The 23,980-nt window shown below is 75.1% G+C and carries 20 protein-coding genes; 8 read left to right on the top strand and 12 right to left on the bottom strand.

The genetic code is table 11. The features are described from left to right. Window positions 1-87: 87 nt before the first annotated feature. From NXY84_RS12295 to NXY84_RS12280, 4 genes are all read right to left on the bottom strand, one after another. Window positions 88-1,836: a bifunctional metallophosphatase/5'-nucleotidase gene (locus NXY84_RS12295; protein ID WP_258723378.1), complete on the bottom strand. Its 1,749-nt coding sequence runs from the start codon at window positions 1,834-1,836 to the stop codon at window positions 88-90. Between the two features lie 176 nt (window positions 1,837-2,012). After that, on the bottom strand, window positions 2,013-2,495 hold the full coding sequence (locus NXY84_RS12290; RefSeq protein ID WP_258723377.1) for a hypothetical protein: 483 nt from the start codon (window positions 2,493-2,495) through the stop codon (window positions 2,013-2,015). A 112-nt stretch (window positions 2,496-2,607) separates the two neighbouring features. Beyond that, window positions 2,608-3,456, bottom strand: coding sequence for a class I SAM-dependent methyltransferase (locus NXY84_RS12285; protein WP_258723376.1), 849 nt, complete (start codon window positions 3,454-3,456; stop codon window positions 2,608-2,610). Window positions 3,457-3,506: 50 nt separating this feature from the next. Then, complete coding sequence (locus NXY84_RS12280; RefSeq protein ID WP_258723375.1) at window positions 3,507-4,229, bottom strand: alpha/beta fold hydrolase; 723 nt, start codon at window positions 4,227-4,229, stop codon at window positions 3,507-3,509. 276 nt (window positions 4,230-4,505) lie between these two features. On the opposite strand from NXY84_RS12280, the gene NXY84_RS12275 reads away from it, so the two are divergent. Next, entirely contained in the window at window positions 4,506-5,492 is a 987-nt protein-coding gene (locus tag NXY84_RS12275; RefSeq protein ID WP_258723374.1) for a LacI family DNA-binding transcriptional regulator, read from the top strand. A 180-nt stretch (window positions 5,493-5,672) separates the two neighbouring features. On the opposite strand, the gene NXY84_RS12270 is transcribed toward NXY84_RS12275, so the two are convergent. Beyond that, on the bottom strand, window positions 5,673-9,044 hold the full coding sequence (locus tag NXY84_RS12270; protein ID WP_258723373.1) for a glycosyl hydrolase: 3,372 nt from the start codon (window positions 9,042-9,044) through the stop codon (window positions 5,673-5,675). Window positions 9,045-9,614: 570 nt separating this feature from the next. Here NXY84_RS12270 and NXY84_RS12265 point away from each other — a divergent pair. After that, window positions 9,615-9,899: a hypothetical protein gene (locus tag NXY84_RS12265; protein ID WP_258723372.1), complete on the top strand. Its 285-nt coding sequence runs from the start codon at window positions 9,615-9,617 to the stop codon at window positions 9,897-9,899. A gap of 131 nt (window positions 9,900-10,030) precedes the next feature. Continuing rightward, window positions 10,031-11,740, top strand: coding sequence for a metallophosphoesterase (locus NXY84_RS12260; protein ID WP_258723371.1), 1,710 nt, complete (start codon window positions 10,031-10,033; stop codon window positions 11,738-11,740). Between the two features lie 64 nt (window positions 11,741-11,804). On the opposite strand, the gene NXY84_RS12255 is transcribed toward NXY84_RS12260, so the two are convergent. The 6 genes from NXY84_RS12255 to NXY84_RS12230 form a co-directional block, all read right to left on the bottom strand. After that, on the bottom strand, window positions 11,805-12,194 hold the full coding sequence (locus tag NXY84_RS12255; protein ID WP_258723369.1) for an ATP-binding protein: 390 nt from the start codon (window positions 12,192-12,194) through the stop codon (window positions 11,805-11,807). After that, on the bottom strand, window positions 12,191-14,362 hold the full coding sequence (locus NXY84_RS12250) for a SpoIIE family protein phosphatase (protein WP_258723368.1): 2,172 nt from the start codon (window positions 14,360-14,362) through the stop codon (window positions 12,191-12,193). Before NXY84_RS12250 ends, NXY84_RS12255 begins: the two co-directional genes overlap by 4 nt. A 157-nt stretch (window positions 14,363-14,519) precedes the next feature. Further along, a complete protein-coding gene (locus NXY84_RS12245; protein WP_258723367.1) occupies window positions 14,520-15,029 on the bottom strand; it encodes a hypothetical protein in 510 nt (169 codons plus the stop codon). Beyond that, complete coding sequence (locus NXY84_RS12240) at window positions 15,026-16,507, bottom strand: serine/threonine-protein kinase (protein ID WP_258723366.1); 1,482 nt, start codon at window positions 16,505-16,507, stop codon at window positions 15,026-15,028. The genes NXY84_RS12245 and NXY84_RS12240 overlap by 4 nt, the downstream gene beginning before the upstream one ends. A 127-nt stretch (window positions 16,508-16,634) precedes the next feature. Continuing rightward, window positions 16,635-17,246, bottom strand: a complete 612-nt coding sequence (locus tag NXY84_RS12235) for an SRPBCC domain-containing protein (protein ID WP_258723365.1) — start codon at window positions 17,244-17,246, stop codon at window positions 16,635-16,637. Further along, window positions 17,243-17,599, bottom strand: coding sequence for an ArsR/SmtB family transcription factor (locus NXY84_RS12230; protein WP_258723364.1), 357 nt, complete (start codon window positions 17,597-17,599; stop codon window positions 17,243-17,245). The genes NXY84_RS12235 and NXY84_RS12230 overlap by 4 nt, the downstream gene beginning before the upstream one ends. A gap of 132 nt (window positions 17,600-17,731) precedes the next feature. On the opposite strand from NXY84_RS12230, the gene NXY84_RS12225 reads away from it, so the two are divergent. Continuing rightward, entirely contained in the window at window positions 17,732-18,433 is a 702-nt protein-coding gene (locus NXY84_RS12225; RefSeq protein WP_258723363.1) for a hypothetical protein, read from the top strand. 82 nt (window positions 18,434-18,515) lie between these two features. Continuing rightward, window positions 18,516-19,463: a hypothetical protein gene (locus NXY84_RS12220; RefSeq protein WP_258723361.1), complete on the top strand. Its 948-nt coding sequence runs from the start codon at window positions 18,516-18,518 to the stop codon at window positions 19,461-19,463. A gap of 78 nt (window positions 19,464-19,541) precedes the next feature. Here the strand turns inward: NXY84_RS12220 and NXY84_RS12215 are convergent, their stop codons facing one another. Next, on the bottom strand, window positions 19,542-20,600 hold the full coding sequence (locus tag NXY84_RS12215) for a LacI family DNA-binding transcriptional regulator (RefSeq protein ID WP_258723360.1): 1,059 nt from the start codon (window positions 20,598-20,600) through the stop codon (window positions 19,542-19,544). A gap of 112 nt (window positions 20,601-20,712) precedes the next feature. Here NXY84_RS12215 and NXY84_RS12210 point away from each other — a divergent pair, with 112 nt between their 5' ends. The 3 genes from NXY84_RS12210 to NXY84_RS12200 are packed head-to-tail and all read left to right on the top strand — an operon-like array spanning window position 20,713 to window position 23,941. Continuing rightward, window positions 20,713-22,008, top strand: coding sequence for an extracellular solute-binding protein (locus NXY84_RS12210; RefSeq protein WP_258723359.1), 1,296 nt, complete (start codon window positions 20,713-20,715; stop codon window positions 22,006-22,008). 5 nt (window positions 22,009-22,013) lie between these two features. Next, window positions 22,014-23,051, top strand: a complete 1,038-nt coding sequence (locus NXY84_RS12205; protein WP_396126212.1) for a carbohydrate ABC transporter permease — start codon at window positions 22,014-22,016, stop codon at window positions 23,049-23,051. Then, on the top strand, window positions 23,048-23,941 hold the full coding sequence (locus NXY84_RS12200; protein ID WP_258723357.1) for a carbohydrate ABC transporter permease: 894 nt from the start codon (window positions 23,048-23,050) through the stop codon (window positions 23,939-23,941). Before NXY84_RS12205 ends, NXY84_RS12200 begins: the two co-directional genes overlap by 4 nt. The last annotated feature ends 39 nt before the right edge of the window (window positions 23,942-23,980 follow it).

Genomic DNA, 23,980 nt, shown 5'->3' with positions numbered 1-23,980 from the left:
TGCGGGAGGCCCCGGGCCCTGGCGAGGCTCCGCCCGAAGGTGCGGTCCGCCCGGTTCGTCCCAGCTCGTCCCGGCCCTCGGGTGCTCTCAGCCGGTGACGATGATGCGGTCGTCGGTCGGGGCGGCGAGCGGACGGTTCGCGCCCAGGTAGGCGATCAGGGCGTCGAGGTCGATCGGACCCGTCGTCCGGTTCGTTCCCAGCGTCAGCGTGCTGAAGCCGTCGCCGCCGCCTGCGAGGAAGCTGTTCACGGTGATCCGGTAGGTGGCGGCCGCGTCGACGGGGACCCCGCCGATCGCCACCGTCGCGTCGACGACCCGGGTGCCCGTGCACGGGTCCGTGCCCGCGGGTGCCGTCGTGCCCGCCGGGTCGACGGCGTAGGTCAGCGTGGCGGACGGGTACAGGGTGCGGCCGACCTGGAGCTGCTGCTCGAGCACGCACTGCAGCTGGGCACCCGTCAGGTCGAGCGTCACGAGGTTGTTCGCGAACGGCTGCACCGTGAACGCCTCCTCGTACGTGACCGGGCCCGCGTCGAGGTCGGCCCGGACACCGCCCGGGTTCATCAGCGCGGCGACCGCGCCCGCCTCGTCGTCCGTCGCGTCGAGCTGCGCGTCGGCGATCACGTCGCCCAGCGCGGACTCCCCGAGAGCGCCCGGGAGCAGGGTCTCCTGCTCGCGCGTGAGCGCGGTCGTGGTCTCGCCGACCACCTCGTCGGCGATCGGGCCGAGCACCTCGCCGTACCGCGCGATGAGCGCGGACTGCCGGGCGTCGGGTGCGACGTCACGCGTGACGACCACGTTGTCGGCGGTGGCGGTCACCACGTCGCCGGTGCGGCGGTCGACCGTGAGGTCGATGTCGGTGACGAGCCGCCCGTTCGAGCCGGCGCTCGTGACGAGCGTGCCGTCCAGGTCGCAGCGGTACGCCTGGTGGGTGTGCCCGCTCACCACGACGTCGATGGCGTCGCTGAAGCCTGCGGCGATCTCGACGATCGGGCCGGTCAGGCCCGCGCACCCGTCGACGTCCCAGGCGTCCGGACCGGTCTGCGTGCCGCCCTCGTGCAGCAGGACGACGATCGCCTCGACGCCGCGCCGCTGCAGCTGCGCGGCGTACCGGTTGGCGGTGGCGACCTCGTCGGTGAACTCCAGACCGGCGACGCCCTCCTGGCTCACGATGTCCGCCGTGCCCTCGAGCGTCATGCCGATGAACCCGACGCGCACGGCGCCGACGCGGTGGATCGCGTACGGCGGCAGCAGCGGCTCGCCGGTCGCCGTCACGAAGGCGTTGGCGGACAGGTACTGGAAGTCGGCACCCGCGTACGGCGTCCCGTCGGCGCAGCCGTCGACCGGGTGGCAACCGCCCCGCTGGATCCGCAGCAGCTCGGCGGCGCCCTCGTCGAACTCGTGGTTCCCGACGCTCGCGTAGTCGAGGCCCGCGAGGCCGAGCGACTCGATCGTCGGCTCGTCGTGGAACGCCGCCGAGAGCAGGGGCGACGCCCCGATGAGGTCACCGGCCGCGACCGTGATGGTGTGGCGCTTGCGCTGCTCCGCCGCGAGCTGCGCGAGCTGGGTCGCGAGGTACTCCGCGCCGCCCGCGTCCACCGTCGGCGCCGGGTCGGTGCCCACCGCCGGGCCGACCTGCACGCGGCCGGCCGACCCCGACGGCGGCTCGAGCGCCCCGTGGAAGTCGTTGAGCGCCAGCAGCTGCACGTCGACGGTGCGGGGCCGGTACCCGCCCCGGTCGGCGGTCGCGGTGCTGCCGGTCGTCGCCACGGCGAGGCCCGCCAGCGTCGTCGCGACGACGGCGGCGAGCGCCCCACGCACGAGAGGTCCGTTCCCCATGATGTCTCCCCGTCGAGCCCGTGGACGGAGGCCGCCCGTCCCTCCGCTCGACCGTACGCCGCGCAGGGCGACCCCGGGGAGGCCCGGGACCCGACGGCCGGCCGTCCACGAGGGTGTCGGCGGCGTGGTCCGCGCGCGGGACGCGGTGAGGGTTTCCGGCGGCGCGCCGGGCGCGGTCAGGGGTGGCGCGGCACCGCGGTGCGGACGTCGTTCCGCGGTGGCGGGAGGGACTGCCGGAGCCGGACCAGCCCGACGGCGATCCCGATCAGCGTCCCGGCGACCGAGATCCCCAGCGCCACGTGCGCGACCGTCGCCCAGTCGACGGGCCCGGGCGCGAAGGCGAACGGGAACGTCCGCCACAGCGCCACGAGCGCGACGAGGCCGACGACGTCGACGAGGACGTCCCCGAGGGCCCGGAGCCACGGCGGGTCCGCGGCGACGAACACGAGGTTCGCGAGCACGCCCGCAGCGACCGCGGCGTCGACGACCCCCAGCACCGTCGCGGTCTCGGCGGTCAGGAACGGCACCGCCTCCCACCCGGGGCGCACGTTGACCAGCCACAGCAGGACGACGCCGGCGACCGCGGACACGACGTAGCCGACGCGCCGGGCCGCGAGCGGGGGGCGCGGAGGGAGCCCGCGCGGGGTCGAGTCGGTCATCGCCGGACCTCCCGTGCTGCTCGCACGCGGGCGGTCGCGGACGGACCGCCTCGTCGACCAGTCGACCACGGCCGGAGCGCGCCACGCCACGGCCGACGGTCCCGGCCGGCGCTCACGCGTCGCGACGCGCGGTGACGAGCCAGGCGCGGCCGTCGAACCAGACGCCGTCGTCGCGCTGGTGGCCGGCGAGCGTCGCACGGAGACGGTCGAGGGCGCGGGCGGTCGCGTCGGCGTCGAGGCCCGCGAGGGCGGAGGCGGTGCACGTGAAGCCGCGGACCCAGGCGAGGGCCGAGGGCACGTCGGGGCCGAAGCACAGGGGCTCGCGCACGTCCGCCAGGGCGACGTCGGCGAACCCCGCCGCGCGCAGGACGGCGCGGACCACGTCCGGCTCGCCGAGCGAGAACGGGTCAGGGACCGAGCGCGGCCCCGACGCGGGCCCCCGGGCGTCGGCCGGGCCGTCGGGACCGTCGAGCGCCGCCCGGAGCTCGACGTGCCACGCGTTGCGCCCCGGCGCCTGCCAGACGAGCATCGCCAGCCGCCCGGCGGGAGCCAGGGCGCGGCGCACGTTCCCGAACGCCGCCACGGGATCGTCGAAGAACATCGTGCCGAACCTGCTGATCGCGACGTCGAAGCCGTCGGACGGGAGCGGGTGCACCTGCGCGTCACCCTCCTCGAACGCCACGGTGTCCGGCCCCTCCGTGCGGGCGGTCGCCCGGGCACGCGCGATCGCGGGCGCTGACACGTCGACGCCGAGCGCGCGCCCGGTCACCGACGCGCGGGCGGCGTCCCGCGTGGTCCGGCCCGCCCCGCAGCCGATGTCGAGCACGCGCTCGCCCCGCCGCACCGCCGCGGCGCTGCGGAGCACCGGGTCGTAGCGGCGCAGCTCCGCGTCGTAGCCGCCGGCCACCGCGGTGTCGTCGGCCTGCGCGGCGTCGCCGGCTCTCGAGGGATCGCCCGTCACCGCGGCACCGTACGGCGTCGGGGCGTCGTCGCTCGTCGGGACGCCGCCCGTCACGTCCGCCCCGGCTGTGGACCGGTCCCGGCGAGCCCCTGCTCGGCCGCGTAGGCCTCGAGGCGGTCGGCGAGCTCGCGCGGGCGGCTCAGCGCCGGGGTGTGCCCGCCGTCGATCTCGTCCGGCGTGATGCCGAGGCGCTCGCGGGCGACGCGCCGCAGGTACCGTGCCGTGAGCACGCGGTCGTCGCGGCACAGCAGCACGCGCGTCGGGACGTGGGGCCACGCGCGCAGGGGCGACGGCTCGTGCATCCGGGCCTCCGACTGCCGGGGCGCCCGGCGCTGCGCCTCGAGCGCGAGGGCGCGCGGCACGTCGGGGTAGAAGACCTCGGTCTCGTCGCCGTAGCCGTCCCACGCGTCGTCGGCGTAGCGGGTGTTCTCGGTGTGCTCCGCGGGGACCTCGCCGGGCGCGGGGATCATCGCGGCGACGAGCACGAGCAGCCGCGCCGGGAGGCGCTCGCAGACCAGCGGCGCGGTGAAGCCGCCGAACGACTGCGCGACGACGACGAGGTCGGGACTCAGGCCCGGTGGCTCCGCCTCGGCGCGGGACCGCTCGACCGCCGCCACGACGGCGTCGGTGTACTCGACGAGCCCCGCGGTGTCGTCGTCGCACGGGAGGTCGGGCGCGACGACGTCGTGGCCCCGCGCACGCAGCTCCGCCTCGACGAGGTGCCAGTACCAGCCGACGTCGCCGGCTCCGTGGATCAGGACGAACGTGGCCATGCCGTCTCCTCCGCGCACCGGTGCTCCGACCCCTGACGGTCCCAGACCGTGCCCGTCCCGTCACCCCTCGGTGGCAGGTCGCAGGACGTCCGGCCCTGGGCGGCGCGGGGTCGCACGAGGACCGTCGGGAGGACCGTGCGCAGCCCCGGTCCTGGTCAGGGGCGCCCCCGCGGTCGACCGCCGCCCGCAGCCCGCGGCGGAACCTGCTGTGCCGGGTGCGGGCTCGACGTTAGGGTGACCGCTTGAACGTGCTGTCGGCGGCGTCGAGGAGGATCCGTGCCAGGCGTCACCGGTGCCGATGTGGCGCGCGAGAGCGGCGTGTCTCGGACGACCGTGAGCTACGTCCTCAACGCCCGCCCCGACGTGGCGATCCCCGAGGCGACGCGCAAGCGGGTCCGCGACGCGGCCGCGCGCCTCGGCTACACCCCGTCGGTCGCGGGCCGCGCGCTGCGCATGGGCCGCAGCGACCTCGTGCTCTGCGTCCTGCCGAACTGGCCGGTCGGCCCGGTCATCGACACGCTGCTCGACCACCTCGCGAGCGAGCTCGCCGACCGGGGGCTGTCGATGCTCGTGCACCACGACCGCGGTCGCCGGCCCATCGGCGAGCTGTGGCGCGCCGTGACCCCGCGCGCGGTCGTCGGGCTCACGGCGTTCACGGACGACGAGGAGCAGGCGATGCGCCGCGCCGGGATCCAGGTGCTCACGAGCTCGCTCGACGAGGACCCGCACCCCGAGAGCTTCTCGGTGCCGCAGACGGGGATCGGCCGGCTGCAGGTCGAGCACCTCGCCGGGCGGGGGCACCGCGTGCTCGGGTACGCCGCGCCGGCCGACGAGCGCCTCGCCGCGTTCGCCGACCGGCGGCTCGCCGGTGCGCGGCTCGCGTGCGAGGCCCACGGGCTGCCGGAGCCGCAGCCGCACGCGGTCGAGCTCGACGTCGCGTCCGCGACCGCCGCGGTGCGCGCCTGGCGGGCGGGGCCCGAGCCGGTCACGGGCGTGGTCGCGTACAACGACGAGGTCGCGCTCGCGGTCCTCGCGGCCCTGCGCGCGGAGGGTCTGCGGATCCCCGAGGAGGTCGCGGTGATCGGGGTGGACGACATCCCCGCGGCCGGGCTCGCGGCGCCGGCGCTCACGACGGTGTGGCAGGCGACGGACGCGCAGGCCGAGCACCTCACGCGCGCCGTGCTCGCGGCCCTCGACGGCTCGAGCGTGTCGCTGCGGGCGCCGGACGACCTCTTCCACGTGGTGCAGCGCGCCTCGACGTGACCCGGCGGGCGGCGCCGACCGCGGCCGCGCCGGGCGCCCGACGGCCGGCCTTGCCCGGCGCCCCCGCGGCCGCACGCGCGCCGCGGTCGCCCCGCCGTCGACGTGCCGCGTGCCACGCACCCACCACACGGCACCGGCCCGGCAGCGCGCGCTGCCGGGCCGGTGCTGCGGTCGAGCGGTCTAGCGGAACGTGAACCAGTTGACGTTGAGGAAGTCGGCCGGCTGGCCGGACTCGAACGTCAGGTACACGGTGTGCACGCCGGTCGTCGGCTGGATGTTGGCCGGGATCGTGCGCCACGACTGCCAGCCGCCGGTGTTGCCGACCGCGAAGCTGCCGATCGGCGGCGCGGTCGCGCTGCCGAGCCGCACGTTGACGAGCCCGCTGATCGACCCGCCCGCCCCGGAGGCGACCCGTGCGCTGAAGGTGCCGCGCGGCGTCGTCCCGAAGTTGACGTTGTCGAAGCGGACGTGGTCGCCGTTCGCGATCCACGCGATGTTCTCGCCGCCGTCGACGTCCTGCGTCGCCTCCTTCTGCACGCCGACCATCCCGCTGTAAGCCTCGGCCTGGATGCGGGACGTGGCGTCCACGCCCGTGCTCGACGACGCGGTCGTCACGTTCACCGCGGCGCTCGCGGCGGACCGGTTGCCGGCCGCGTCGTAGGCCCGGACCGCGAACGCGTAGGCGGTCGCGGGGGACAGGCCCGTCACGGTGAACGTCCGGCTCGCGGTCGAGCCGATCACCGAGCCGTTCCGGAGCACGTCGTACCCGGTGACGCCGACGGCGTCGGTCGAGGCGTTCCACGCGAGCGTCGTCGCCGAGGCGGTCGTGCCCGAGGCCGCGAGGCCCGAGGGGACCGACGGCGCCGTGGTGTCACCGCCCGAGGACGGGCTCGTCGTCACCGCGACCGCGTTGCTCGCGGCCGAGCGGTTCCCGGCCCCGTCGACCGCGCGCACGGTGAAGCTGTACGCCGTCGCGGGGGACAGCCCGGTCGCCGTGTACGTCGTCCCGGTCACCGTGCCCACGACCGAGCCGCCGCGCAGCACCTCGTAGCTCGCGACGCCCGTGCCGCCCGAGCCGTCGTTCGACGCGCTCCACGACAGCGTGGTCGCGCTCGACGTCGTGCCCGACGCGGTCAGGCCGCCCGGCACGGAGGGTGCCGTGGTGTCGGTCGGCGCCGACGTCGTGGACGCCGTCACCGAGCGGGCGGGGACGTTGAGCGTCACGCCGTTGGAGAACCGCACCGTGATCGGGCTGCCGCTCATGTTGGCCGCCTGGTAGGTCCGCACGCCGTTCTTGACGAAGACCGCGTGCAGCGGGGTGTTCGCCGTGACCGAGCGGTCGACCGTCCCGAGGCCCGCGAGGTTCTTGAGCCAGTAGAAGGTGTGCGCCTTCGACTCGCCCTCCTCGACGGCGTACGAGCCGGCCTGGGCGCGGAACTGGGCGAGCGCGGTCGGGGCGTCGGCCAGGGCCTGGAACGCCCAGATGATGTCCTTCCACACCGTCGCGGGGCCGCCGTTGTTGCGTTCGAGCTCGGCGAGGTTGCGGGTGATGTAGGCCGGGTCGTAGCCCAGGTACAGGTGGCCCGCGGTGCTCGGGAGCAGGTTGATGCCCTGGATCATCTCGGGCTCGGCGCTGAACCACGTCGAGTACGAGCCACCGTCGCCCCAGACCATGCCGACCGTCGAGTGGCCGAACGCGGCGGGGAACGCCTCGTCGTCGGTGTCGAACCAGTAGTTCTCGATGGCCGACGCCTGCGTCGTGTACAGGTAGATGCCGAGGTCGCGGACCGCCTTGTTGCCGGTCACCTGACCCCACTGGATGAGGCCGCTGGCGAAGTTCATGCCCTCCGACGACGACTCCTGGTTGTTGCCCGCCCCGAACGCGCCGTGGCCGGCCGCCCAGTCGTGGCCCGCGTAGATGTCGAAGTCGCGCAGGAACGGGAAGCGGGTGTCGCTGCGGTCCCAGTTCGCGGCGTCCTTGATGACCGTGTTGACCATGCCGCCGTACGCCGAGTCGGCCGCCCACGCGGGGTCGAACTGCGCGACGGTCGCGGCGCCCACGACGTAGTAGCCGTAGTGGAAGTGGTGGTCGTTGAGGTCGGTGTCGGAGCCGTAGGACGCCGGGTAGCCGATGAGCGTGCCCCACGCCGGGTTGTACCAGAACGAGCGCGTCGTCTCGCCGGGCGAGGCGGTCATCCAGTCGGTCAGGCGCGTCTTCATCGCGCTGACGAGGCGGTCCCGCGCGGCGGTGTTCCCCGTGAGGTTCGCCATGTGCGCAACCTGGGAGATCCGGCCGAACGCCTTGCCGGTCCAGTAGGTGTCGTCGCCGAAGCCCGCGAACGGGTCACCCGTCGCGACCTGCTCGACGTACCCGTTGAGCTGCGTCGCGTCCGCGGAGCCGGCCGGGAAGCCCGTGTTCGCGAGCTGCGGCAGCACGCCGTTGAAGGTCGCGACGGTCTGGAACTGCGAGCTGCCGATCACGACGCGCATCGGGCCGCGCGGCGACACGTAGGAGTACGCGCTCGGCGTGGCGCCGCTGAGCTGGTCGCGCTGGTGCGGGTAGAGCGCGTAGACGGTGCCCGTCCCCGAGCCCTGCCGTGCCGTCGTGGTGAACGCGTAGGTCGCGGTCATCCTCGCGCTGGCCTCGTCGTAGGACCACGAGACCTTGGTGCCGGTCACGTGGTTGTGCGCGTAGGGCGCGTAGGCGTTGAGGGCCGCGACCCGGTCGGCGTTCGAGCTGCCCGACGACGTGGGCAGCACGGCGACCGAGAAGAACGAGCCGCCGTTGAGCGAGGAGCTCAGCGTGCTGCCGGAGACGGTCCACGTCGAGCCCGAGGGGCCGAACGCCGCGTAGTCGTGCCCGTTGATCGTGTAGCCGACCGCGCCGTTCGCGTTGCTCCACACCGTCGGGGCGGCCTTGCCCGTGAGCGTCGCGTTCCCGCCGGTCTTCGTGGCGTAGACGAAGGGCAGGCCGTGGCCGAACGTCGTGCGCAGGCTGCTGCTGCCGTTGGTCCACAGCTCGCTGACGGTCCAGTCGGAGTAGCCGTCGACCTTGCCGTCGGAGCTCAGGCCCGCGATGCCGAGGCGGAAGTCCTCGGTGTAGCTGTAGTGGTACTCGCCGACGCCCGTCGCGGTCCCCGAGATGCTCGCCGTGGTGGGGTAGCTGACCCCGAGCCCGTCCGTGTACGCGTGGAACGCGAGCGGGTGCGCCATGAGGTTCTCGGAGATCGACGCGCAGTCGAACTTGCGCCACAGCAGCGACGTCCACCAGTCGTTCGTCGGGACCGCGCCCGCGGGGAAGTTCGCGGTCACGTGCGCCCGGGGGTTCGTCACCGGCGTGCCGTTGCACTCCGTCGGGACGGCCCCGCCCGTGGGCGTGCCCTCGGCGTAGCTGCCGGCCCCGACGGTCGCGGCGTCCGCGCGCGGCGCGACCGCCGCCTGGAGGACGTAGGCGAGCAGTGCCGCGAGGACGACGAGCGCGACGAGCACGCGGCCCTGGGGGCGGGTGCGGTGCCGCCAGGTCGGCGTCGTTGGTTCTCTCCCTGCAGACATCCGGATGTCTCCCGATCTCGGTCGTGCACAGGGCGGCCGACGGGTTCGTCGTCCGCCGCGGGCCGGTGCAGCCCGCTGGTCACCCGCGTCCCCCGGTCAGCGGGTCGAGCCCCGGCGGCGTGGTGCGTGCCGGGATCTGGTCGGTCGGTCGTGCTGCCCGACGCGGCGTTGCGGGGCGGCGCTGGGCCGGCCCGTCCGGGTCGCGTGCGGGCGGTGGTTCAGCCCGACCCGGTCCGTGGACGGGGTGGGGCGGCGGCGGGTGCGGCCGCAGGCGAGCTCGAGCTGCCCATGAGGAGTCCTCCACGCTGAGGTTCTCGGTAGGTGAATCGTGTCACTAGGTGACGGCTCAGCGTGTGGTCGTGCCCCGCCGAAGTCAATGGATGTCCCGCGGTTCACCCGTTCGACGTACTCCCGACATGCGCCCGAAACATCGCGGTGAGCACCCCGACCACCGACCGTCGCGCGGACGGGTGAAGTTCTGCGGCGTCGTCGCAGGTCGCACGGGGGTCGCTGCGCCCGCGTCCGGGCCGTCACGCCGACGACACAGCCCGTTCATCGCACGTCCGTAGCGTGAGCGCCGCCCACCACGACGGCGGGCAGGTCACGACCGGGAGGTCCGCGGTGCCGGAGTACACGTGTCTCGACGGGATCCTCGAGGGTCACGTCTTCAGCTGGTCCTCGGCCGTCCTCGCGGGCGAGACGGTCACCGTCGGCGTCGCCGACGTCACGCACGACCCCGGCCCCGACGGCGCGCCCGAGGCGGACTACGTGCTCGCGCGCGCCCCCCTCGCGGGCCGCCCGGGCGAGCTCGCGTTCGTCGCCGCGCGCGGCCGCTGGGTCTGCCCCGCGGGCTGAGGCGCGTCGGGCGGTCCCCGGCGGGCGCACCCGGCCGCACCGGGCGCTGCGCTTCACCCCCGCGGCCTGTTCCGCTTCGTCCGGGTTCGTGGTGGTGTGGGCGCGGGAGTCCCTGCCGCCCGGAGGCCGCCATGACGCACCGCCCCGCCCTCGCCCCGCTCGTCGCGACCCTCGCGGCCACGGCGCTCACCCTCACGCTCGCGACGGACGTCGGTGGCGCACCCGCCGGGCTCTCCGCGAGGCCGCCCGCCGCTGTCGGCGAGGTGGGCGCCGGCGCGGCGGAGGTGGAGGTGCACTTCACCGCTGCGGGCGACTACGGCGCGGGCCCGCAGTCCCGCGCGGTGCTCGGCCTGATCGGCAGCCTGGCACCGGACCTGAACCTCGCGCTCGGCGACCTCTCGTACGGGGCGGTCGGCGGCGAGCAGGCGTGGTGCGACCTCGTGACCCAGCACGTCGGCGCGGGCTTCCCGTTCCAGCTCCTGGCGGGGAACCACGAGTCCAACGGGGCCAACGGCCACATCAACGACTTCTCCTCGTGCCTGCCCAACCAGCTCCCCGGGCTCGTCGGGACCTACGGCCGCCAGTGGTACGTCGACGTGCCCGCGCAGGACCCGCTCGTGCGGTACGTGATGATCTCGCCCGGCCTGACGTTCCCCGAGGGTCTCGCGTCCTACACCGCGGGCTCGTCGCGGTACGCGTGGACGGCCGCGGCGATCGACGGTGCGCGGGCCGAGCAGATCCCGTGGGTCGTCGTCGGGTCGCACACCCCGTGCCTGTCGATGGGCCAGTACCCGTGCGACATGGGCCCCGACCTGCTCAACCTGCTGCTCGCCTCGGACGTCGACCTGGTGCTGCACGGGCACGAGCACCTCTACCAGCGCACGAAGCAGCTCGGGCACGGGACCGGCTGCACGCGGATGACGCCCGGCACCGCCGACCTCGACTGCGTCGTCGACGCCGACGGGACCATGGTGAAGGGCGCGGGCACGGTCTTCGCGACCGTCGGGACGGGCGGGGTCGTGCAGCGCGACGTCAACCCCGCGGACGCCGAGGCGCCCTACTTCGCGGCCGCCTCAGGCCTCGCGACGTCCACGTGGGGCGTGCTCGACGTGCGTGTGACCGCGACGACGCTCACGGCGGCCTTCGCGCGGGCCGACGGCGGCACGTTCACCGACGCGTTCACGATCGGCGGGACGCCGGATCCCGGCGGCGCGCCGTTCGCCGCCGACACCTTCACCCGCGCGGTGGCGTCCGGCCTCGGCAGCGCCGAGACGGGCGGTGCGTGGCGCACGAGCGGCACCGGGTACTCCGTCTCGGGCGGCGCCGCGCGCGTGCAGCTCGGTGCCGGTGCCGGGCGCGACCTCGCGCTCCCCGTCTTCTCGGCGTCGACCGACCTCACGCTCACCGCGACGACCGACCGCGCCACGACGGGCGGCGGGCTGTACGTCTCGGTCGACGGGCGGCGCGTCCCCGCGGTCGGGGGCTACCGGGCGAAGGTGCACCTCCGCTCGACCGGCGCGGTGGCCGTCGCGCTCACGCGGACCGCGGGGTCGGGCGAGACGGTGCTCGCGCCGGCGACCCTCGTCCCCGGTCTGACCCACGTGCCCGGCACACGGCTGCAGGTCCGCGTCCAGGTGACCGGCACGTCGCCGACGACCGTGCGGGCGCGCGTCTGGCGCGCCGGGGACCCGGAGCCGGCGACGTGGCAGGTGACGACGACCGACGCGACCGCAGGGCTGCAGGCCGCGGGGGAGATCGGCGCGAACCTGTACCTGTCGAGCTCCGCGACGGGCACCCCGCTCGTCGTGCAGCTCGACGACGTCGTCGCGCGCACGCCCTGACCGCGCGGTCGACCTGCGGGCCCGGCACCGGGCACGGCGCGGCCCGGTCGCGCCGCGCACGGCCTCAGGCCGCGTGCACCGTGAACCAGACCGTCTTGCCGCCCGCGTGGGACTCGACCCCCCACGACTCCGCGAGCAGCTCGACGAGCTCCATGCCGCGGCCCCCGAGGTCCTCGGGGGCCGAGCGGTGCACCACCGGGGCCGACGGGTTCGCGTCGGTCACCCGGACCGTGACGCGGCTGTCGGCCCAGCCCACCGAGAGCACGATGCCGTGGTCGGCGGACCCGTACTTCACGGCGTTCGTCACGACCTCGCTGGTCAGGAGCTCGACGAGGTCGACGGCGGACTCGGGGGCGTCCTGGTCGCGCAGGACCGGCACGACCCAGTGCCGGCCGCGGTGCGGTGCGCTGGGGTCGGCCTCGAGGTGCAGCTCGAGGCGCGCGTCGGTCCTCACCGGGCCGCCTCCGGGGACCGCGCCTCCACCGGGTCGAGGCGCAGCGCGAGCACCACGACGTCGTCCTTCGGGCGCGACGGCAGCATCCGGGCCACGACCTCGTCGCAGAGGCTGTGCAGGTCGCGGCCCGCGAGCTCCTCGAGCGTCGACCGCAGCCGGGCCAGGCCCTCGCTGATCCCCTCGTCGCGCCGCTCGACGAGCCCGTCCGTGAACAGCACGAGCGTCGCGCCCGGCTGCAGCGTGAGCGTGGCCTCCGACCGGGTGGCGTCCGGGTCGACGCCGAGCAGCAGGTCGGGCCGTACGCCGACGACGTCCTCGACGCTCCCGTCCGGGCCGATGAGCACGGGGGAGGGGTGGCCCGCGTTCGACCACCGGACGGTCGCCTCGCCGCGCTCCGCCTGCTCGCACGAGTGCTCGAGGCGTGCGACGAACGCCGTGGCCATCGTGGGGGTGCGCAGCGTGTGCATCGTCTGGTCCACGACGCCGAGCAGCTCGGCGGGACCGGCGCCGGTCGCGACCGCGATGCCGCGGAGCGCCGCACGGAGCTGACCCATGGTCGCGGCCGCGGCGCTGTCGTGCCCGAGCACGTCGCCGATGACGACGACCGTGTCGCCGCTGCGCTGCGGGAACGCGTCGTACCAGTCACCCCCGACCTCCGCCGCCTCGGCGGCCGGGACGTAGCGGGCCACGATCTGCACGTGCTCGGGTCCGGCGGGCTCCGCGAGCAGCGACCGCTGGAGCTCCTCGGCGAGGTGCCGCTGCTGGCGGTACAGGCGGGCGTTGTCGAGCGCGAGGCCGGCCCGCCCCGCGAGGTCCTGCGCGGTGCGCAGCTCCTGACGGGTCATCGGCCCGCGCTCGCGGCCGTTGAACAGCGTCACGAGGGCGAGCGTGCGGCCGCGTCCCCGCAGCGGCACCACGGCGCCGCTGCCCGGTGCGAGCCGCGTGATCAGGTCGCGCGCCTCACCGGGTGCGAGGACGGCCCGCACCGCCTCGGTCGCGCCGCTGCGCACCTCGACGAGCTGTGCGGTGCGCAGCGATCGCTCGACGTACGAGTCGTCGCGGATCGACTCCAGGCGGCGGCCGGCGTACCGCGACACGAGCGGGAGCTGGCGGGCGTCGCGGTGCGCGAAGCCGACGTCGCGCATCACGGGCGGCGTGCCCGGGTCGTCGGCGTGGTCGACGACGGTCACGATGCACCAGTCCGCGAGCGTCGGCACGAGCAGCGGTGCGAGCCGGGAGACCGACTGGTCGACGTCGAGGGTCTCGGTGAGCCGGTCCGTGACCTGCGCCTTGAGGCGCTCGAGCCGTGCCGTCTGCTCCGTGGCGCGCTGGGCACGGTGCCGCTCGGTGACGTCCTGCAGGTAGACCGCGAGGCCGTCGGGCCCCGGCCAGGCCCGCACCTCGAAGATCGCGTCGAGCGGCGCGGGGTGGTGCGCCTCGAAGCCGACGGTCTCGCCCGTGTGGGCCGCGCGCAGGTAGCCGGTCTCGAACGCGGTGCCGCGCGTCTCGGGGAAGAGGTCCCACAGCGTGCCGCCCAGGAGCTCCTCGCGCGGCCGGCGCAGGAGCTGCTCGCCCTCGCTGTTCACGTAGGTGAAGCGCCACTCCGCGTCCACCGAGAAGAACGCCGTCGGCATCGCCTCGAGCAGGCGTGCCGTGCGCGCCTCGCCCTGCTGGCGCGCCGTCGCGTCGAAGGCCGCACCGACCGCGCGCGACGGGCGGCCGTCGTGGTCCTGCACGAGCCGCCCGCGGGCCAGCACCCAGCGCGCGTCGGCGTGGGGGACCAGGACGCGGAACTCGAGCTCGAGGTAGCCCTGCCCCTCGACCGCGAGCTCGAACGCGCGCGCGACGCGGGGCCGGTCGTGCGGGTGCAGCCGCTGGCCGACCGCTCCGATGGTTCCGTCGAACTCGTCCGGGTCGAACCCGAACACGGTCAGGAGCTGCTCGTCGAGTGCCAGCTCGCCGGTCGCGAGGTCCCACGCGTACGTGCCGATCTGGGCGGACTCGACGCCGTCCCGGCCCAGCGCGGACGCGAGGTCCGGGCCGGCGGGAGCGTGTGGTACCGGGTCGTCGGAGCGGGCGCGCGCCGCCGGGGACGTCGGCTCCGACGGCTCCGCGGCGGGCGGGGCGATCGGCTCGGACGGATCGAGGCCGGACCTGCTGCCGGGCACGGACCCTCCCTCCGGGTTCGACCCGAGGGATCCCGGGCGTCGGTCGTCGGACGCGTCGCGGGCGCCCCAGGGCGCGGTGACCTGCGCCGCGTCCCTCAGGCACTATCGGCCGGTGGTGCCCACGGATCAAGGGATGACCGTGGAGCGCTCCACCCCGTCAGTCGTCGTCGTCCTTCTTCCCCTTGCCCTTGGGCCCCTTCTCGGCCTCGCCTTCCTCGTCCTGCGCGGCGCGCGCCGCAGCCTCCTGCTCGGCGGCCGCTCGCGCGGCGGCGGCGGCCTGCTCGGCGGCGGCCTGCTCGGCGGCGGCCTGCTCGGCGGCCGCCTGCTCCGCAGCCGCCTGCTCGGCGGCGCGCGCGGCCGCCTGAGCCTCCAGCGCGGCGGTGACCTCCTGGTCCGTGCGGTCGAGCGCGTCGTCGATCTGGCGGTAGCGCGCGGTCGACACCTCGCCCGCGTCGACCGCCGTCTCGAGCTCGTCGCGGACCTCGGCCAGCGCGGCCTGCGCGGAGTCGTAGCGGCCCGCGGCGGCCTCCTCGGACACCGTCAGCACCGCCTGCTGGAGCACCCCGGCGCGGTCGGGGTCGAGCTCCGCGCCCTGGCCGCAGCCCGCGAGCACGAGCACGAGGCCGAGCGCCGGGGCCAGCAGGGCGCCGGTCCGTCCGGCCCTCACGGCTGCACGCTCCGCTGCAGGTCCGCGAGCGCGTCGCCGAGGGCGCCCTCGACGACCGGGTACGACGGCGGCACCGGCGGGGCGTCGCCCGACGCCTGGGTGGCCAGGACCGTCGCGCCGCCCGCGCAGAGCAGCAGCGCCACTGCCGCCAGGCGGGTGCCGCGGCGCGCGCGCCGGTCGCCGTCGCGGGCCGGCGCCGTGCCTCCGACGGTGACGGGCGCGGAGGGTCGGGCGGGCCGGGCTCCCGTCGCGGACGGCGCCGACGAAGTCGACGGGCTCGGGGTCGAGCCGTGCGAGCCCGCCGCGGGGTCGTCCGCTCCCGGCTGCGCGGCGACGGGATCGGTCGGGACCGCTCCGCCGGGCCCGGTCGCCACGGGCAGCACGGCGGTCGAGCCCGGACCGGTGGGGCGCGGCGAGGGCACCACCGGAGAGCCCACGGTCGGCGAGGGCACGACCGGTGAGCTGGCGGTCGCCGAGGGCGCGACCGGTGAGCCCACGCTCGGTGCGGGCGAGACCGGCGACGCCCCGGTCGGCGAGGCCGCGACCGGTGACGCCACGGTCGGCGCGGGCGCGGCCCCCGTGCCCGCCGGTTCCTCGGCCAGCACGGCGAGGCGCACGGCGACCTCTGCCGCCGGCGGGCGGTCGTCGGGGTCGCGCGCCGTCATCTCGCTGAGGAGGTCCGACCACGCGGCGCCGAACCTGCCCGGGACCGCCGGCGAGCTCAGCAGGCGCGCCGTGGCGGCCTCGAGCGCGGTGCCGGTGAACGCCCGCTCGCCCGTGAGGCACTCGAGCAGGACGAGCCCGAGGGAGTAGACGTCGCTCGCAGGACCGACCGCCGAGCCCGTGGCCTGCTCAGGGCTCAGGTAGCTCGCGGTGCCCAGCGTGGTCCCGGTGACCGTCAGCCGTGCGCCGTCGGAGAGCCGGGCGATCCCGAAGTCTGCGAGCTTCGCCCGGAGCTCGCCGGCGCCACGACCCTCGTCGCCCGCCGGAGCGAGCCCGCCGCCGGCCCGGTCGCCCGCGCCGGCGAGCAGGACGTTCGCGGGCTTGATGTCCCGGTGCACCACGTCCGCCGCGTGGACGACGACGAGCGCCTCGGCGACCTGCCGCCCCAGGTGCGCGACGTGGGCCGGGGGCAGTGCGCCGACGAGCAGCCGGTCCGCTAGCGTGCGGCCCGGCACGAGCTCCATGACGAGGTACGTCTGCCGCAGCGGACCGCCCGCGGGCACGCTGCCGGCGTCGTGCAGCGTGACGAGGCCGGGGTGGTCGAGCCGGGCGAGCACGCGCATCTCGGCCTTGTGTCGCTGGAGCTCCTCGGCGCCCTCGGCGACGGGCGGGAAGAGCTTGACCGCGACGTCGCGGCCCAGGACGAGGTCGTGCGCGCGGTGGACGGTCGCCATGCCACCCCGCCCGAGCACCTCGTCGAGCCGGTAGCGGTCGGCGAGGACCACGCCGGTGTCGAGGTCGGGTGCTGCTCCCACGGTGCTCCTCCTCGTGCGCACGGGCGACCGACTCCAGAGCGCCCCCGTGCGAGTCGTGCTCACGAACGTAGGCCGGGCCGACGTGGGGCGCACGTCGGCCCGGCCCGCGCGCACGCGCCGGCGGCCCTCAGGGCTCGGTCGTCGTGTACTGCGCCTCCGCCGCCGCGCGACCACCCGCCACGTCGTCGGGCGTCGCCGTGCCGGACCTCTCGACGGCCTCGGCCCAGGCGTCGATCGAGCCGCGGTTGAGCTCGATCATCTCGGGCGACCCCGCGAACGCGAGCGGGTCGCCCGTGGCCTCGCCGCGCAGGCCTCGGCCGAGCTGGACGAGCGCCCCGTCCCACCCGGGACCGACGAACAGCGCGCCGGCACCGCTGCCCGCGATGGCGAGCGGCACGGTGTGCACGAGCTCGACCGTCGTCCGGTCGGCCTCCTGCGCGAGGGTCACCGCGACGACGCTGTCGGGCATGCCGAACGTCACCTCGAGGAGCGCCGGCCGCTCGCAACGCAGGATGTCGCCGCTCGCGTTCCCCTCGATCTGGAACGAGCCGCCGACCCGCAGGTCGCCGGTCACCGGGGAGAACCAGCGGGCGAGCCGCGCAGGGTCCGTCAGCGCCTCCCAGACGTCCTCGGTCTCGGCGTCGTAGGTGCGGGCGACCGTCACGGAGACGGTCTGCGCGTCGTCGTCGCGCGCGACGCCGCGGTGGAGCGCGGCGAGCTCGTGGAGCAGGTCGATCATGGTGCGGTCCTCTCGGTGGACGTGCGGGCGCGCCGGTCCCGGCGCCCCCGGGCGAGCTCGGTGCCGAGCGCGTCGAGGCGCTGGTCCCAGAACTCGCGGAACGGCTGCAGCCAGCGGTCGACGTCCTGGAGCGGACGTGCCTCGACGGCGTACAGGCGCCGCGCGCCCTCGGCCCGCACGCGGGCGAAGCCGTTCTCCCGGAGCACCCGCAGGTGCTGGGACACGGCGGGCTGGCTGATGCCGAACTCGGCGCGGATGACGGCCGTGACGTCGCCGGACGACCGCTCGTCCTCGAGCAGCAGCTCGAGGATCCGGCGGCGGACCGGGTCACCCAGGACGTCGAAGGCGTGCACGGCGAGAGGATATCGGTGGGTACTTATATAAAACAAGGCCTATGTCCCTGGCCCGCCGTAGGCTGCCGAGGTCCGTCCGGCGCGTTCCCGCCCACGGGCACCGACCGTGAGACGACGCCGAGGAGACGCCCGATGACCCCGCGTGCGCACGCCCCGCTGCCCGACGAGTGGGCCGGCCCGATCCTCGAGCTCGTCGACCGGACCCGGGCCGCTGCGGCGCCCGCGGCGGACGACGACGGCGCCTGGGCCACCGCCGAGGCCGGTCAGGAGCGCCCCCGCACCGGGCACCGGGCCGCGCGGCGCACGGCCTCCGCCGGGCAGTGCGGCGCGCACCTGCTGCGGTTCCGGGCGATCGAGGCGGTCCAGCACGGCCACGACGAGCCGTGGACCCTCGCGCTCGCCACCTCGACCGAGGCCGTCGGCTCGTGGGACTGGGACACGCGCATGCAGGTCGCGCTCGACCTGCGCCGCACGTTCCGGCACCTGCCCGCCGACGACGACACCGACGCCCGGCGGGAGACCCGGCTCGTCGCCGCGTGGCTCACCCACTCGGACGGTCCGGGGCTCGTCGCCGCGACGGGCGCGCTGTGCCGTGCGGTCCTCGCCCTCGAGCCGAGCCGGGCCGACCTCGCCGCCGCCTGGTACGCGACCCACGGGGACCGCCTGCTGCGCGAGCTCGCGGCGCGCGGGACGGCGGTCGATCCCGACCTCGTGCGCGAGGCCGTGCGGGGCGTCGACGCCGCACGCGTCCAGACGCGCACCCACATCGCCGACCACGTCGGCATCACACGGGAGCAGCTCGAGGAGCACCTCGACGGCGGCACCGGGGCCTGACGGGCCGGACCCTGCGCCGCCGTCGGGCGCCGGACGGGTCGCCCAGCCGGGTGACCCCCGAGGGCCGCGCCGCACGGGTGCCGTGGCACACGGGGGATTCGTCCGCTCGGTCGGGCTGCGGGCGTTTACGGTCGTGCTGTCCGAGTTCCCGCATGGAGGCGAGGCCCCGGTGTACACGCTGTCCTCGCCGACCGTGCTCGCGACCGACGCCGCATGCCACCCCGCGGCCCGTGACCTGCTGGGGGCGCTCAGCGCGACGTTCCGGCTGACCGACGCCGCGCTGACGCACCTCGGGCTCGCGGTCCTCGACGTGGCACCGGGGGAGCGGGCGGCCGCGTGGCAGTCGGTCGAGGACCTCGACTCCCGGACCCCCACGACGCCGGCGCTGCTGCGGGACGCGGCGCACGGCGCCCCCGGCTCGGCGCGGACGCTCGCGCGCAGCCGGCTCGGCCGGGTCGCGGACGTCGTCCGACTCGTGACCCGCGAGGCCGCCGCGTGGCCCGCCGCACCGGGTGCCGCGGTGGCGGGCGGCGACGTCGTGCCGGCGCCCGCCGCAGCGGCCGCGGGCGTCGTGGGCGTCTGGTGGGCGTCGCCCGACCTCGGGGCGCGCGACGCGCTCGTGCTCGGCGGGCCCTGGCACGCCGCGCTGGGGGACGTCGGGACCCCCCTCGTCCCTCCGGCGGAGTCGCACGGACCCCGGGCGGACGCGGTCGCCGACCTGTGCGCGGCGCTGGCCCGCCGCGAGGTCACGCTCGACCGGCTCGCGGCCGTCGGGTGGCCGCCCGGGCGGTGGGCCCGCGCGATGCACGCGGGTGCGTGGGCCGCCTACGGCACGGGACGCCTGCACGCCCAGCTCGTCGCGGTGCTCGACGTCACGGCCGCGCTGGTCGGTGCGGAGGACGACCCCGACCCGGTGCTCCTGCGCGCGGCGCTGCCGACGCTGCACGCGCTCACGGTCGCCGCGGTGGTCGGCGACGTGCTCGACGCCGAGCCGCTCGCCGAGCTGCACCTGGGAGCGGCGGGGCTCTGAGCCCGGCGGGGACTCGGCGGCCGCACGAGCCCACCGCCCCGGGCCCCGGACGCTCGCCGGGTGACGGTCGGCGACCCGTCAGCGACGGGCGACGCTCGTCGTGCTCGGCGGAGCCGTCGAGCCGCGCCGGACGAGCGACGTCGGCAGGCGTACGTGCGTGCTCGCGCCGGGCTCGCCGTGGACGAGCCGCAGCAGGAGGTGCACCGCCTGTGCGCCCATCTCCTGCAGCGGCTGCTGCACGGTCGTCAGCGGGGGCTCCGTGAGGGCGGACTCCGGCACGTTGTCGAAGCCCACGACCGAGAGGTCGGCCGGCACCGAGAGGCCGAGCTCGTACGCGACGTCCAGGACGCCGATCGCCGAGAGGTCGTTCGCCGCGAAGATCGCGGTCGGCCGGTCGGCCAGGGACAGCAGCTCGCGCGTGGGCGCCGTGGCGACCTGCCGCCGGTAGCCGCCGAGCCGGACGAGGTCCGGGTCGACCGGGATGCCCGCCGACGCGAGCGCGTCCCGGTAGCCGTCCTCGCGCAGCCGGGCGGAGTCGAGGTCGGGGCGCCCGCCGAGGAAGCCGATGCGCCGGTGCCCGAGCTGCAGGAGGTGCTCGGTCGCCATGACCGCACCCGCATAGCTGTCGGCGTCGACGGTGGGGCTGTCCGCGGGGCCCGCGTGGGGGTCGATCGCGACGACCGGCACGGAGCCGGCGGTCCGGACCACGGTGGGCGTCATCATGATGGCGCCGTCGATCAGCGTGCCGCTGAGCCGCGACAGGTAGCGGCGCTCCCAGCCCACGACCTCACCCGCCCGGCCGCCGCCCGAGTAGGCGAGCAGCTCGTAGCCCGTCCCGGTGATCGCGCGGGACGTGCCCTTGAGGACCTCGGTGCTGAACGGCTCGAACTCGGGCACGAGGATGCCGATCACGTGCGTCCTGTGGCTGCGCAGGCTCCGGGCGACGAGGCTCGACTCGTACCCGAGCTGCTCGATCACGCGCTGCACGTGCTCGGACGTGCGGGCCGCGACGCCGTAGCGCTCGTTGATCACCTTGGAGACGGTCGCGACGGAGACCCCCGCCGCGCGTGCGACGTCGGTGATCGTCACGCGGTGGAGGTCCTCGGCCCCGCGAGGGAGCTGCTGACGCTCGGTCACGGACGGTGATGCTACCGGTACGAAAACGTTATCGATAACGATTGACCGTGGACGAAACGGTGTGGCATGCTCGCCGCGAATTACCCAGTCAACGACGACGAAGGAACTCACTATGGCGAGGAACCGACTGCTCTCGGCTGTTGCGATGACTGCCGGAGTGGCCCTGCTGGCCGCCGGATGCAGCGGCGGTGGGAGCGGCAACACGTCCGACGACTCCGCGGACGGCACCACGCTCACCTGGTGGCACAACTCCAACAACGAGCCCGGCAAGGGCTACTACGAGAAGGTGGCGGCCGACTTCGAGGCCGCCAACCCGGGCGTGACCGTCGAGATCAGCGCGCTGGCGCACGAGGACATGCTCACCAAGCTCGACGCGTCCTTCCAGACGGGCGACACCCCCGACGTCTACATGGAGCGCGGCGGCGGCGAGCTCGCGGCGCACGTCGAGGCCGGCCTGGTCCAGGACCTGACCGACGGCTCGTCGGAGGCCATCGAGAAGATCGGCGGCTCGGTCGCGGGCTGGCAGGTCGACGGCAAGACCTACGCGCTGCCGTTCTCCCTCGGCGTCGTGGGCTTCTGGTACAACAAGGCGCTCTTCGAGCAGGCCGGCATCACCGAGCCGCCCGCCACGATGACCGACCTCGTCGCCGTGGCGGACAAGCTCAAGGCCGCGGGCATCGAGCCGATCTCGGTCGGCGCGGGCGACAAGTGGCCCGCCGCGCACTACTGGTACTACCTGGCCCTGCGCCACTGCAGCGAGCAGGTCCTGACGGACGCCGTCACGCTCAAGGACTTCTCGGACCCGTGCTTCGTCGCGGCCGGCGAGGACCTCGAGAAGCTCATCCTGGCCGAGCCGTTCAACTCCGGCTTCCTCGCCACGCCGGCGCAGACCGGCCCGACGAGCGCCTCCGGCCTCCTCGCGACGCGCAAGGTCGCCATGGAGCTCGCCGGTCACTGGGAGCCCGGCGTCATGCAGGGGCTCACCGAGGACAAGCAGGGCCTCGGCGCCGACACCGGCTGGTTCCCGTTCCCGGCGGTCGAGGGCGGCGAGGGTGACCCCGCCGCGGCGCTCGGCGGCGGCGACGCGTGGGCGTGCTCGGCGGAGGCCCCGCCGGAGTGCGTCGACTTCGTGAACTACCTGCTGAGCGACGAGGTCCAGATCGGCTTCGCCGAGCAGAGCATGGGCCTGCCGACCAACCCCGCCGCGACCGGCTCGGTGGCCGACCCGGCACTCGCCGAGCTGCTCACGTTCCGCGACGAGGCGCCGTTCGTCCAGCTGTACTTCGACACGGCCTTCGGTGAGAACATCGGAGGGGCGATGAACGACGAGATCGCGCTGCTGTTCGCCGGCCAGGGGACCCCCCAGGGCATCGTCGACGCCACGCAGGCCGCGGCCGAGAGCGAGTGAACGAGGTGGCAGACGACGTGACCGCACGCCCGACGCGCACGGACGTCGCTGCCACCCCTCGCGACACCGCGCGTGCCGCCGACCGGGCTCCCCGGTCGGCGGCCCGCGCCGCGGGCGGGCGGCCGCGTGCCTCGGTCACCGTGGAGTGGCGCAAGCGCCTGGAGATCCTCTTCTTCGTCACCCCGGCTCTCGCGCTGTTCGCCGTGTTCGTCGTGACGCCGGTCCTCCAGGCCGTGCGCTACTCGACGTACAAGTGGAACGGCCTCGGCCCGATGGACGACTTCGTCGGGCTCCAGAACTACGCGAACGCGCTGCGCGACCAGGTCTTCACCGGCGCGGTCACGCACAACCTGATCATCATCGTGCTGTCGATCGTGATCCAGCTGCCCCTGGGTCTGGCGATCGCGCTGCTGCTCAACCGGGAGATCCGGGGCCGCGCGGCGATGCGCGTCATCATCTTCGTCCCGTACGTCCTCGCCGAGGTCGTCGCCGGTGTCGTGTGGCTCATGCTGCTGCAGCCCGGCGGCCTCGTGGACGCCGTGTTCGACGGGCTCGGTCTCTCGGCCGCCAAGCAGCTGTGGCTCGGCAACCCGGAGATCGCGCTCTACACCGTGATGGTGGTGCTGACCTGGAAGTACCTGGGTCTCGCGATCATCCTGTTCCTCGCCGGCCTCCAGGGCGTCCCGACGGACCTCTACGAGGCGGCGCAGCTCGACGGTGCGTCGTGGTGGCAGGTGCAGCGCCGGATCACCATCCCGCTGCTCGGCCCGACGATCCGGACGTGGGGCTTCCTGTCGATGATCGGCTCACTGCAGCTGTTCGACATGGTGTGGATCCTCACCAAGGGCGGCCCGGCGAACTCGACGATGACCATGGCGACGTACCTGATCAACCAGGGGACCAACCGGAGCCTGTACGGCTACGCGTCCGCCGTCGCGGTGCTGCTGTTCGGCATCTCGCTCGTGCTCGCCGCCCTCTACCAGTACTTCGTCCTGCGCCGTGACAACCAGGACGCCCCCAAGCCGAGGAAGGTCCAGCGATGAGCGCCCCTGCCGTGACGCCCGCCCCGGGTCGGCCGGCTGTGCTGGAGACCCCGCGTCGCCGGCGTGGCTCGTCCGCCACGGGCGGCAACCCGCTCGTCTACGTCGCGGCCCTCGTCGTCGCGGCGGCGACCCTCGGGCCCGTGCTCTACGCGATCCTCGGCGGCTTCCGCTCGAACGCGCAGCTCGCCGCGGAGCCCGTCGGCCTGCCCGACCCGTGGGTCGTCAGCAACTACGTCAACGTGCTGACGTCCGCGAGCTTCTGGCGGTACGCGTTCAACTCGACGGTGATCTCGCTCATCACGACCGTGATCGTCGCCGTCTTCGGCGTCATGGCGGCGTACCCGCTCGCGCGGTACCAGTTCCGGGGCCGCGCGATGCTCACGACGGTCTTCACGATGGGCCTGCTGTTCCCGCTGACGGTCGCGATCATCCCGCTGTTCCTGATGATCCGTGACCTCAACCTGAACAACACGTTCTGGGGCGTCGCGCTCCCGCAGGCGGCGTTCGCGCTGCCGATGACGATCGTGATCCTGCGCCCGTTCCTCATGGCGCTGCCCAAGGAGCTCGAGGAGGCGGCCATGATCGACGGCACGTCGCGCGTCGGGTTCTTCTGGCGGATCCTCCTGCCGCTCTCGGGCCCCGGCCTCGTGACGGTCGGCGTGCTCGCGTTCGTCGCGTCCTGGAACGCGTACCTGCTGCCGCTGCTGATCCTCAGCGACCCGACGACGCAGACGCTGCCGCTCGGGGTCGCGAGCTTCTCGAGCGAGCACGCGCAGGACACCGCGGGGGTGCTGGCGTTCACCTCGCTCGCGATGATCCCGGCGCTGGTCTTCTTCCTGGCGATGGAGAAGCGCATCGTCAACGGCCTGCAGGGCGCGGTCAAGGGCTGACGCCCGCCCGCTCGGACCACCACGGCCCCCGGCCGCGCG

Origin of the sequence: Cellulomonas sp. NS3, assembly GCF_024757985.1 — a bacterium.
Taxonomy (GTDB): domain Bacteria; phylum Actinomycetota; class Actinomycetes; order Actinomycetales; family Cellulomonadaceae; genus Cellulomonas_A.
This window is presented reverse-complemented; position numbering and strand designations above follow the sequence as displayed.

What these genes read in the sequence shown, in the direction of transcription:
- NXY84_RS12225 (WP_258723363.1), top strand. Translation starts at nt 17,732, where the DNA reads ATGACCCCGCGTGCGCACGCCCCGCTGCCCGACGAGTGGGCCGGCCCG.
- NXY84_RS12270 (WP_258723373.1), bottom strand. Translation starts at nt 9,044, where the DNA reads ATGTCTGCAGGGAGAGAACCAACGACGCCGACCTGGCGGCACCGCACC.
- NXY84_RS12210 (WP_258723359.1), top strand. Translation starts at nt 20,713, where the DNA reads ATGGCGAGGAACCGACTGCTCTCGGCTGTTGCGATGACTGCCGGAGTG.
- NXY84_RS12295 (WP_258723378.1), bottom strand. Translation starts at nt 1,836, where the DNA reads ATGGGGAACGGACCTCTCGTGCGTGGGGCGCTCGCCGCCGTCGTCGCG.
- NXY84_RS12280 (WP_258723375.1), bottom strand. Translation starts at nt 4,229, where the DNA reads ATGGCCACGTTCGTCCTGATCCACGGAGCCGGCGACGTCGGCTGGTAC.
- NXY84_RS12200 (WP_258723357.1), top strand. Translation starts at nt 23,048, where the DNA reads ATGAGCGCCCCTGCCGTGACGCCCGCCCCGGGTCGGCCGGCTGTGCTG.
- NXY84_RS12235 (WP_258723365.1), bottom strand. Translation starts at nt 17,246, where the DNA reads ATGATCGACCTGCTCCACGAGCTCGCCGCGCTCCACCGCGGCGTCGCG.
- NXY84_RS12290 (WP_258723377.1), bottom strand. Translation starts at nt 2,495, where the DNA reads ATGACCGACTCGACCCCGCGCGGGCTCCCTCCGCGCCCCCCGCTCGCG.
- NXY84_RS12260 (WP_258723371.1), top strand. Translation starts at nt 10,031, where the DNA reads ATGACGCACCGCCCCGCCCTCGCCCCGCTCGTCGCGACCCTCGCGGCC.